Source organism: Paraburkholderia tropica (assembly GCF_914484835.1).
In the GTDB taxonomy this organism is placed as follows: domain Bacteria; phylum Pseudomonadota; class Gammaproteobacteria; order Burkholderiales; family Burkholderiaceae; genus Paraburkholderia; species Paraburkholderia tropica_A.
Window position 1 is genome coordinate 115,946 of the sequence record NZ_CAJZAR010000030.1, and the last position, 10,820, is coordinate 126,765.

Genomic DNA, 10,820 nt, shown 5'->3' on the forward strand with positions numbered 1-10,820 from the left:
GGCGAATGTGCGGACTCGCGCGGACGCGGCGCCCGTCAGGGCATCAGCTTCCACTTGCGCAGAATCGCGGCGATCTGTTGCGCATATTGATCGCGCAGCGTGGGCGTTTCCGAGTGATACGCGCCCACCGCGGCCCAGGTATTGCCGTATTTGTTCATCTTCTGGCGCAGATGCCAGGCCGCGATATAGACGTTCTTGCACGGCTCCATCAGCGTGCTTTGCGAAATGCCGTATTGGGCGAGCGCCGGCAAATGGATCGAGTTGATCTGCATGACGCCGTAATCGACCGATCCGTTCGCATTCCTGTGTAGTGCGTCGGGCGTGTTGTGCGATTCCTGCCAGGCGATCGCGCGCAGGATCAGCGGATTCACCTTCTGGTAGCGCGCCGCCTCGTCGAAGCAATCGGCGCGCGCGGCCGTGCTCGCGCAGGCAAGCGCAAGGGCGAGAGCGGCGATCGTGGCGGACGCAACCTTATTCATTCTGACGCCGGACTAGGGCCGAAGAGGACATGGCAAGCGGCAATTTCCTGCATGAAGCGGGAAGAACGCGCTCGCGAATCTGGGGAAAACCCGTGTCTTCGGCTCATTTTCGAGCTTGCGGACCGCCCGTATCATACCGGCAGCCGATAACGCGTCAAGCCAACCGGACGGCGTACGCAGGCCTAAGCGGGCCGGTTCAGCACAAAGTCTTCACAGCCCGTGCACCCGATGCTTACAAAATCCTTCAAAAAGCTTCTTCTTTAGAAGAAATCCCCGGGTGGGCTTTCTTTGTGACAAATTCGACATGAAAAGCTGCTACTGTTCCTCCTTTTGGTGTGCATCGGTTGCCGGGGAGAGGAGCGCCGGCAGTTCGAGTCGGGTCGATCGAAGGGGTCTGCGGTTCGTTTCGTGCGCGTTTTGCGCGTGCGGCCAGCGGCTAGCGGCGCGCGGGTAGCGCAACGCGCGAATCATCCGTCCGGGCACGATGCATACGTTGAGCACGATAAGCACGACTAGCCGGCGGCGTCCGCTGCCGGCTTCGATATGACATCCATGAGAAGAAATCGTATGGCTTTGCGTCGCCTCGCCACGGCGCTGCTCGTGAGCGGGCTCATTTCGGCGCAGCTCGCGCATGCCCAGGTCACGCTCAACTTCGTCAACGCCGACATCGATCAGGTAGCGAAGGCGATCGGCGCGGCCACGGGCAAAACGATCATCGTCGATCCCCGCGTGAAGGGGCAGCTCAATCTCGTTTCCGAGAACACCGTACCCGAGGATCAGGCGCTCAAGACGCTGCAATCGGCGCTGCGTATGCAGGGCTTCGCGCTGGTGCAGGACCACGGCGTGCTCAAGGTCGTGCCGGAAGCCGACGCCAAGCTGCAAGGCGTGCCCACCTATGTGGGCAACGCGCCCGCCGCGCGCGGCGATCAGGTCATCACGCAGGTGTTCCAGCTCAAGAACGAGTCGGCGAACAATCTGCTGCCGGTGCTGCGCCCGCTCATCTCGCCGAACAACACGATCGCCGCCTATCCGGGCAACAACGCGCTCGTCGTGACCGATTACGCGGACAACGTGCGCCGCATCGCTGCGATCATCGCCGGTGTGGATACGGCCGCGGGCCAGCAGGTGCAGGTGGTGCCGCTGCGCAACGCCAACGCGATCGACATCGCGCCCACGCTGCAAAAGATGCTCGATCCGGGCGCGATCGGCGGCTCCGATCCCACGCTCAAGGTCACGGTGCTCGCCGACGCGCGCACCAATTCCATCATGCTGCGCGCCTCGAATGCCGCGCGCCTCGCCGCGGCGAAGCAGCTCGCGCAACAGCTCGACGCGCCCACGAGCATGCCGGGCAACATGCACGTCGTGTCGCTGCGCAACGCCGACGCGGTGACGCTCGCGAAGACGCTGCGCGGCATGCTGGGCAAGGGCGGCAACGATTCGTCGTCGTCGGGCAGCGGCGCGAATTCGTTCAACCAGAACGGCAATAGCGGCGGCGCGGGCGGCAGCAACAGCAACTCCACCGGCATGTCGGGCAGCCCGCCGCTACCCAGCTCGCTGGGCGGCAGCAGCGCGTCGAGCAATCCGATGTCAGGCGGCTCGTCGTCGGGCGGCAACAGCGACTTCCTCGGCGACAACAGCAAGGACAAGGGCGACGACAACTCGGGCGGCGGCATGATCCAGGCCGACGCCGCGACCAACTCGCTGATCATCACGGCGCCCGACGCGGTGTACCGCAACCTGCGCGCCGTGATCGACCAGCTCGACGCGCGCCGCGCGCAGGTCTATATCGAAGCGCTGATCGTCGAGCTGAATTCGAACACCAACGCCAACCTGGGCATCCAGTGGCAGATCGGCACGGGCAACGTGCTGGCCGGCACCAATCTCGCCACGGGCGGCGGCAACAGCATCATCAACCTCACGGCGGACGCCGTGACGAGCGGCAGCCTCGTGAGCTCGCTGGGCAATCTCCAGCAAGGCCTGAACGTGGGCTGGATCCACAATCTGTTCGGCGTGCAGGGTCTCGGCGCGCTGCTCCAGGCGCTGTCGCAGTCGAGCGACGCGAACGTGCTCTCGACGCCTAACCTCATCACGCTCGACAACCAGGAAGCGAAGATCGTCGTCGGGACCAACGTGCCGATCCAGACGGGTTCGTATTCGAACCTCACGAGCGGTTCGACGAGTTCGGCGTTCAACACTTACGACCGCGTCGACGTGGGCCTGACGCTGCACATCAAGCCGCAGATCACCGAAGGCGGCATTCTGAAGCTGCAGCTCTACACGGAAGATTCGGCGATCGTGAACGGCACGACCAACGCGTCGACGAATCCGGCCGGTCCCGAATTCACCAAGCGCTCGATCCAGTCGACCGTGCTCGCCGACAACGGCGAAATCATCGTGCTCGGCGGCCTGATGCAGGACAACTACCAGGTCAGCAACAGCAAGGTGCCGCTGCTCGGCGACATTCCGTGGATCGGCCAGCTGTTCCGCTCGGAAAACAAGACGCGCGCGAAGACCAATCTGATGGTGTTCCTGCGTCCGGTGATCATTAGCGACCGCAGCACGGCGCAGGCGGTGACGTCGAATCGCTACGACTACATCCAGGGCGTGTCGGGCGCGTACAAGTCCGACAACAATCTGATCAAGGATAAGGACGATCCGGTCGTGCCGCCGATGCCTGTCGGCCCGGCCGAAGGCGGTTCGGCGCTGAACCTGTTCGACCTCGACAAGATGCGCCGCGAGCAGGCCGTGCACACGATTCAGGGCGCGCAGCCCGCGAACGCCACGCAGATGCAGCCTGCCGTGCCGGTCCAGACGATTCCGGTGCAGACCGTGCCTGTGCAAACGTCGCCCGTGCAGCAGCAACAGCCGCTCACGAGCCCGACGCAGGTGCAGCCTTGAGCAAGCCGGATACGCCTCAGGAGGCGGCGTCAGCGGCAGCGCGCGAGGCGCCCTCGCCGCTTGCCGCCCGCCTCATTCCCTACGGCTTCGCCAAAAGCGGCCAGCTGCTCGTCGCACAGCAGCGCGCCGAAGGTCTCGAAGTTTGGATCAGCGATCGCACGTCCGGCGCAGCGATTGCCGAGGTGGCGCGTAACTTCGGCGCGTTCTCGCTCGTGCGCGTGCCTGCCGATGAACTCGCACAGGCGATCAATCAGGCGTATGCGCGTCAGGACGGCAGCGCCGCGCAGGTCGTGGGCGAAGTCGAAGGCGAGGTCGATCTTTCGCGGCTCATGCAGGATATTCCCGAAGTGGAAGACCTGCTGGAATCCGAAGACGACGCGCCGATCATCCGCATGATCAACGCGCTGCTCACGCAGGCTGCGCGCGAGCAGGCTTCCGATATTCATATCGAGCCGTTTGAAAATGCGTCCGTGGTGCGCTTTCGCGTCGACGGCACGCTGCGCGACGTCGTGCGTCCGAAGAAGGCACTGCATGGCGCGCTGATCTCGCGGATCAAGATCATGGCGCAGCTCGATATCGCGGAGAAACGTCTGCCGCAAGACGGACGTATCACGCTGCGCGTGGGCGGGCGTCCGGTTGACGTGCGTGTGTCCACCCTGCCGACGGGCCACGGCGAACGCGCGGTACTGCGTCTGCTGGAAAAAGATGCCCAGCGCCTGAATCTCGAAGCGCTCGGCATGGCCGCCGATACGCTCGGCAAGTTCGACCAGCTGATCGCGAAGCCGCACGGCATCGTGCTGGTTACGGGTCCGACCGGCTCCGGTAAAACGACCACGCTGTACGCGTCGATGTCGCGGCTCGAAACGGCCACGACGAACATCATGACCGTGGAAGACCCGATCGAGTACGACCTCTCGGGCATCGGCCAGACGCAGGTGAATGAGCGTATCGGCATGACGTTCGCGCGTGCGCTGCGCTCGATTCTGCGTCAGGATCCGGACATCATCATGATCGGCGAAATCCGCGATCTGGAGACGGCGCAGATTGCGGTGCAGGCGTCGCTCACAGGTCACCTCGTGCTTGCGACGCTTCACACGAACGATGCGGCTTCGGCGGTTACGCGTCTGACCGATATGGGCGTCGAACCTTATCTGCTCGCCTCGTCATTGCTTGGCGTGCTTGCGCAGCGTCTCGTGCGTCAGCTGTGTCCGCATTGCAAGGAAGAACGCGTCGAGGACGATGGCCGTAAGCGCTGGCATCCGGTGGGCTGCGAGCGTTGCGGGCAATCGGGCTATTCGGGCCGACGTGGCGTGTACGAACTGCTGCTCATCGACGAACCGATCCGCAACCTGATTCACCGCAACGCCGCCGATGCCGAGATCTTCAACGCGGGCCGCGAGCAAGGCATGCGCACGCTGCGCGAGGATGGCGAGCGCTGGATCGATTCCGGCCGAACATCGCTGGAAGAAGTGCTGCGCGTGACCGGCGGCGCATAAGCGGAGGCGATCAGCAACATGCCAGCATTTCGCTTTGAAGCGATCGACGCCGCAGGGAAGGCGCAAAAAGGCGTACTCGATGCCGACAGCGCGCGCAGTGCGCGTGCGCAGTTACGTGGGCAAGGACTCACGCCGCTCGTCGTTGAACCGGCGGCGACGCGCACGCGCGGCGCGCGTCAGCAGCGGCTTGCACTCGGACGCAAACTCTCGCAGCGCGAACAGGCGATTCTCACGCGTCAGCTTGCGAGTCTGCTGATTGCAGGGTTGCCGCTCGGCGAAGCGCTTGCGGTACTCACCGAACAGGCCGAGCGCGATTACATCCGCGAACTGATGGCCGCAATCCGCGCAGAAGTGCTCGGTGGTCATTCGCTCGCGAACGCGCTCACGCAGCATCCGCGAGACTTCCCGGATATCTATCGCGCGCTGGTTGCAGCAGGCGAACACACGGGCAAACTGGGCATCGTGCTCTCGCGTCTCGCCGATTACATCGAGCAGCGCAACGCGCTCAAACAGAAGATCGTCCTTGCGTTCACGTACCCGACGATCGTGACGATCATCGCGTTTGGCATCGTCACGTTTCTGCTGAGTTATGTAGTGCCGCAGGTCGTGAACGTGTTCGCGAGCACGAAACAGCAACTGCCGTTTCTGACCATCGTGATGATGGCGCTTTCGGGCTTCGTGCGTCAGTGGTGGTGGGCCGTGCTGATCGCCGTGATGATCGTTGCGTGGATCGTGCGTGGGACGTTACGGCGTCCCGGCCCGCGTCTCGCGTTCGACCGCTGGCTGCTTACCGCGCCGCTCGCGGGCAAGCTCGTGCGCGGCTACAACACGGTGCGTTTCGCGAGCACGCTCGGCATTCTGAGCGCGGCGGGCGTGCCGATTTTGCGCGCGTTGCAGGCGGCGGGCGAAACGCTGTCGAACAAGGCGATGCGCAACAACATCGACGAAGCGATCGTGCGCGTGCGTGAAGGCACGTCGCTTTCGCGTGCGCTCGGGAATACGAAGACGTTTCCGCCCGTGCTGGTCCATCTGATCCGTTCGGGCGAAGCCACCGGCGACGTCACGACGATGCTCGATCGTGCCGCCGAAGGCGAGGCACGCGAACTCGAACGACGCACGATGTTCCTGACAAGCCTGCTCGAACCGCTATTAATTCTGGCAATGGGTGGCGTCGTGTTGGTGATCGTGCTTGCCGTGATGCTGCCGATCATCGAATTGAATAATCTGGTGCAGTGAAGTCGGCAGTGAAGTCGGCAGTGAAGAAAGGCGCGGCGACGCGCCTTCGAACCGCGTATCAGCGCACGTAGATGGTCGGGCCCGCAGCGTTGGCGGGCAGCGCGATTTCCGAGCGCACGCCGTGGCGGTCGATGATGATCGAGCGCGCGCGCACTTCGGCGAGCTTCGAGTCCTGGCTGATCGGGCCGCCGAGCGAGACGGCCTTGGCCGGTTCGCCGCCGACGCTCAGGATGGCCGCCGCGCCTTGCGCAAGCGCGAGGATGCCGAACAGGTGAATGTCCTGCACGGCGCTGCGTTCGAGCTTGCCGCCGAACAGCGTGCCCGCCTGGTCGAGCGACACCGGCGCCTGGGCGGCGGCGGCCTGCACGGGCGCGGCGCGCGTGGTGGCGATTTCGAGCGTCCACCACGCAGCCGTGGCGCAAAAGGCCGCGAAGGCGGCGAGTGACAGGAGGCGGATTTGCAGTGGGTTCATGCGCACCATTGTACGGAGTATTGTGGGCGTTTTGATGGCACCGCGAGGGCCGTCCGCGCAACCTGAGGCGGGCCTCCACAATGCGGTGGACGAGCGGCGCGAAAGGCGCGGAAAGGGACTTCGGAAACGGGTCGCGAAGGCGTCATCGTGTGACATTACAATGACCCGTCACAGAGACGCGAACGCCTGGTTCGCGTGCAGGACGGAGTGCGGCGCGCAACGGTGCGCCGCAACGATTTTTAGCGAGGAGGGAAAGAAGTCATGTCCATGTGGGCCCAAAAACGGACGCAATTCGGCCGTGCACAAATCGAGGGGCGCCGCCAGCGCGGTTTCACGCTGATCGAAATCATGGTCGTGATCGCGATCCTCGGCATTCTGGCCGCGCTGATCGTGCCGAAGATCATGAGCCGTCCCGACGAAGCGCGCCGCGTCGCGGCGAAGCAGGACATTGGCACCGTGATGCAGGCGATGAAGCTCTATCGCCTCGACAACGGCCGCTATCCGACCCAGGACCAGGGTTTGCAGGCGCTGATCCAGAAGCCCACCACCGACCCGGTGCCGAACAACTGGAAGGACGGCGGCTATCTCGAGCGCCTGCCCAACGATCCGTGGGGCAATCCGTACCAGTATCTGAATCCGGGCGTGCACGGCGAAATCGACGTGTTCAGCTACGGCGCCGACGGCAAGCCGGGCGGCGAAGGCAACGACGCCGACGTCGGCTCCTGGCAGTAAGCGACGCCGCGCCACGCTCGCCTGCTTGTCATGCAAGCGGCATGCGTGGCGCGCCGCCGCCGCAGCATTCGACGTATTCAACGCATTCGACGTATTCGAAGATCCGAACCCAGCCTCATCCAGCCCGCTTTTTCCAGCCTCATGCGCTCTAGTTCTTCCCGCCGCTGTGTCCGCGCGCCGGTCCGTGCGTCGGACCGCGAGCCGTCACGCGCGCGCGCGGCGGGCTTCACGCTGCTGGAAATGCTCGTTGTGCTGATGATCGCGGGCCTGCTGGTCTCGCTCGCGTCGATCTCGCTCACGCGCAATCCGCGCACCGATCTCAACGAAGAGGCGCAGCGCGTCGCGCTGCTGCTGGAGTCGGCGGGCGACGAGGCGCAGGTGCGCGCGCAGCCCATCGCGTGGCAGCCGCTCTCGGGCGGTTTTCGCTTCGACGTGCGCACCGAGGACGGCTGGCGTCCGCTGCGCGACGATCTGCTCGGCCCGCGCCACTGGGAAGGCGGCGTGACGGGCGTGGCGATCAACTATCCGGGCGCCGACGACTCGCAGGCGAGCCGCGTCGTGTTCGGCACCGAGGCCGTCGATCAGCCCGTGCAGATCACGCTGTTCTCCGCCGTGGGCCGCGCGACCATCGTCGGCACCGGCACCGGCCGCTTTGAGGTGCGTTGAGATGCGCCGCCCTGCCCGCTTCGGCCCTCGTTCAGGCCGTCCTGGCCGTCCTGGACGTTTCGCGCCGCGCGCCGCGCGCGGCTTCACGATGATCGAAGTGCTGGTCGCGCTCGCGATCGTGGCGATCGCGCTCGCGGCCTCGCTGCGCGCGGTCGGCAGCCTCGCGGCCAGCGAAGCCGATCTGCACGACCGCCTGCTCGCCGGCTGGAGCGCCGACAACGCGCTCGCGCAGCTCCATCTCTCACATGTCTGGCCCGACATCGGCCAGCGCAGTTTCGACTGCTCGCAGGGCAATCTGGCGCTCATGTGCACGCAGCGCGTGGCGTCCACGCCCAATCCGGTATTTCGCCGCGTGGAGGTGTCGGTGACGACGCCGGGCCGCGCCGGCAATCTCGCGCAACTCGTCACGGTGATCGGCAATGAAACGAACCGGTCGCTGTGATCGCGCGCCGCGCCGCGCCGCCGGCTTCACGCTGATCGAACTGCTGGTCGCCATCGCGATCCTCGCGGTGGTCGCGATTCTCGCGTGGCGCGGGCTCGACCAGATCGTGCGCGGGCGCAACATCATCAGCCAGTCGATGGCCGAGGAGCGCGTGTTCGCGCTCACCTTCGACCAGATGCGCATCGACGCGCGCATGGCCGTCAGCGACGACGAAGCGGGCGGTCCCGCCGTCTCGGTCGAGGGCGGCGCGCTGCAGATCGTGCGCGCGTTCGCGGTGCCGCCGGGTGCGCCGCCGCGTCTGCAAGTGGTGCGCTATCGCGTGTCGGATGGCCGGGTGGTGCGCTACGCGTCGCCGCCGCTGGCGACCGTGGGCGCGCTGCGGCGCGCGCAGCGCGGCGGCGAATCGGACGCCTGGAGCGCCCTGCCGATGATGCAGGGCGTGGGCTCGATCGACGCGCGCCTCTATGTGCCGAAGGTCGGCTGGACCTCGAACATGGGCGACGTGCGCGGCCAGCTGAACGCGAACAACAACAACGTGAAGGTGCCGCAGCTCGGCAACGCGCCGGTGCCGCGCGCGGTGACGGGCTTGCAGGTGAGCATCGGCGCTCGCTCGTTCGCGCGGCCCGTGACGCGCGTTTTCGTGATCGGAGAATGAACGTGCGCCGCCTTCGTTCTCGCCTTCGTGCTACTTCGTATCGTTCTTCGCGCATTGCTTCGTCCGCGCCGCGGCTGCGCCGCAGGCAACGCGGCGCGGCGATCATCAGCGCGCTGCTCGTGGTGGCGCTTTCGGCGATCCTCGTGTCGGGCATGCTGTGGCGCCAGCAGGTGCAGTTGCGGCGCATCGAAAACCAGCGGCTGCTCGCGCAGGCGCAGTGGATCTCGCGCGGCGCGCTCGACTGGACGCGCCTCGTGCTGCGCTCCGAAGCCGATACCTCGGCGGGCGTGACCTATCTGGGCGGCGCGTGGGGCATGCCGGTCGCGAAGACGCGGCTGTCCGATTTCCTCGGCCAGATCGGCGACGTGCGCGCGGAGCAAGGCCAGGACACGTGGGTGTCCGGCTCCATCGAAGACGCGCAGGCGCGTTTCAATCTGCGCAACCTCGTGTCGACGCCCGCGCCGGGCGCGCTGCAACTCAATCTCACGCAGATCCAGGTGTTCGCGCGCCTGCTGCAACTGCTCGGCATCGACGGGCAACTCGCCAAGAACGCCGCCGTCTTTCTGCGCTCGGGCCTCAACTATTCCGTCACGCGCTTCCAGACCGGCTCGACGCCGGGCAGCACGACATCGAGCACGCAGCAGGTGGGCGGCGGCAGCGGCGGCACGAATTTCAGCAGCAATCCCGGCCTCTCCGATTCCGACGGCAACAGCGGCAGCGCGCCCATCCTGATGACGAGCGTCGACGCGCTGCAGGACGTGCCCGGCTTCACGCCCGACATCGTCGCGCGGCTGCGCCCGTTCGTGACGATCCTGCCGACCACGACGCCCGTGAACATGAATACCGCGCCCGCCGAAGTCGTGGCCGCGACCGTTCAGGGCATGAGCCTGTCGAGCGCGCAGGCCTTCGTGGCGCGCCGTCAGACCGTGTTTTTCCGCAATCTCAGCGACGTGCAGCTTGCGCTGGAGGGCTCCGGTGTCCCGCAAACGGGCATCGACACCTCGCTCTGCGACGTCAATTCGAGCTATTTTCTGATCCACGGGCGCGTGCAGCACGAGCGCGCCGTGGTGGACCGGACCACGCTCGTCTGGCGCGATACGCTGACCCATACGACGCGCATCGTGCGCGTGCGCGACGAACCATGAAACCGTACCAGTCCAACATCGAAAAGAGGTGCGTTTGAGCACGCTGATCGTCCTGATGCCGCCCCGCGATCCGGCGGTTCACTCGCAGGAATGGCAGTTGCCCGAACTGCCGTTCCTGCTGCTCGACAAGGCGGGCAACACGCAGCGCGCGGGCCGCTCGGCGCTCGGCCTGTTGCCGAAAGCGTCGGCGACCGTGCTGCTGATCGCCGCGCGCGACCTGCTGACCGTGTCCGCGACCGTGCCGCCGCTCAAGGGGCCGCGGCTGCGCCAGGCGCTGCCGAACGTCGTCGAGGATCATCTGATCCAGGATCCGCAGACCTGCCATCTGGCGCTCGATCCCGCGCGTCAGCCCGACGGCCGGCAGACCGTGGCCGCGATCGATCGCGGCTGGTTCCGCTTTCTCGTCGAGGGCTTCACGGGCGCGGGCCATCGCAACGTGCGCGCGGTGCCGGTGGCGCGCTGCCTGCCCGTCGCGCAGAGCGTCGTGGCGGAAGCCGCAACGGCCGACGCCGAAGCCTCTGGAGCCGCTGAAAGCGCCAGGGACGGCGCGCTCACAAGCGCCGCCGCCTCCGCTGCTGCTGGCGTCGCGCCCGCGATCA

General features: G+C 66.0%; 11 protein-coding genes. 9 read left to right on the forward strand and 2 right to left on the reverse strand.

The window, feature by feature from the left end:
• Positions 1-35: 35 nt before the first annotated feature.
• Positions 36-479, reverse strand: a complete 444-nt coding sequence (locus LDO54_RS04060) for a lytic transglycosylase domain-containing protein (protein WP_224006735.1) — start codon at positions 477-479, stop codon at positions 36-38.
• A gap of 567 nt (positions 480-1,046) precedes the next feature.
• Here LDO54_RS04060 and gspD point away from each other — a divergent pair.
• From gspD to gspF, 3 genes are read left to right on the forward strand one after another with little or no spacing between them, the layout of a single operon-like run.
• Positions 1,047-3,377 carry a type II secretion system secretin GspD gene (gspD, locus tag LDO54_RS04065; RefSeq protein ID WP_224006738.1) on the forward strand — a complete coding sequence of 777 codons (2,331 nt, stop codon included), beginning with the start codon at positions 1,047-1,049 and terminating at the stop codon, positions 3,375-3,377.
• On the forward strand, positions 3,374-4,873 hold the full coding sequence (gene gspE, locus LDO54_RS04070) for a type II secretion system ATPase GspE (protein WP_224006741.1): 1,500 nt from the start codon (positions 3,374-3,376) through the stop codon (positions 4,871-4,873). Before gspD ends, gspE begins: the two co-directional genes overlap by 4 nt.
• Before the next feature lie 18 nt (positions 4,874-4,891).
• Positions 4,892-6,109, forward strand: a complete 1,218-nt coding sequence (gspF, locus tag LDO54_RS04075; RefSeq protein ID WP_224006744.1) for a type II secretion system inner membrane protein GspF — start codon at positions 4,892-4,894, stop codon at positions 6,107-6,109.
• A gap of 58 nt (positions 6,110-6,167) precedes the next feature.
• Here gspF and LDO54_RS04080 read toward each other — a convergent pair whose 3' ends face one another.
• Positions 6,168-6,581, reverse strand: a complete 414-nt coding sequence (locus LDO54_RS04080; RefSeq protein ID WP_224006747.1) for a general secretion pathway protein GspC — start codon at positions 6,579-6,581, stop codon at positions 6,168-6,170.
• A gap of 267 nt (positions 6,582-6,848) precedes the next feature.
• Between LDO54_RS04080 and gspG the strand changes: the two genes are divergently transcribed.
• The 6 genes from gspG to gspL form a co-directional block, all read left to right on the forward strand.
• Positions 6,849-7,313, forward strand: coding sequence for a type II secretion system major pseudopilin GspG (gspG, locus tag LDO54_RS04085; RefSeq protein WP_224006783.1), 465 nt, complete (start codon positions 6,849-6,851; stop codon positions 7,311-7,313).
• A 141-nt stretch (positions 7,314-7,454) separates the two neighbouring features.
• Positions 7,455-7,979 (forward strand): GspH/FimT family pseudopilin, encoded by a 525-nt coding sequence (locus LDO54_RS04090; protein ID WP_224006750.1) that lies wholly within the window; start codon positions 7,455-7,457, stop codon positions 7,977-7,979.
• A gap of 1 nt (position 7,980) precedes the next feature.
• Positions 7,981-8,421 carry a type II secretion system minor pseudopilin GspI gene (gene gspI / locus LDO54_RS04095; RefSeq protein ID WP_224006753.1) on the forward strand — a complete coding sequence of 147 codons (441 nt, stop codon included), beginning with the start codon at positions 7,981-7,983 and terminating at the stop codon, positions 8,419-8,421.
• Complete coding sequence (locus LDO54_RS04100) at positions 8,399-9,076, forward strand: PulJ/GspJ family protein (protein ID WP_224006755.1); 678 nt, start codon at positions 8,399-8,401, stop codon at positions 9,074-9,076. The genes gspI and LDO54_RS04100 overlap by 23 nt, the downstream gene beginning before the upstream one ends.
• Positions 9,073-10,221, forward strand: coding sequence for a type II secretion system minor pseudopilin GspK (gene gspK, locus LDO54_RS04105; protein ID WP_436975496.1), 1,149 nt, complete (start codon positions 9,073-9,075; stop codon positions 10,219-10,221). The genes LDO54_RS04100 and gspK overlap by 4 nt, the downstream gene beginning before the upstream one ends.
• A 34-nt stretch (positions 10,222-10,255) precedes the next feature.
• A partial coding sequence (gspL, locus tag LDO54_RS04110) for a type II secretion system protein GspL (RefSeq protein WP_253074371.1) occupies positions 10,256-10,820 on the forward strand: 565 nt, incomplete at its 3' end.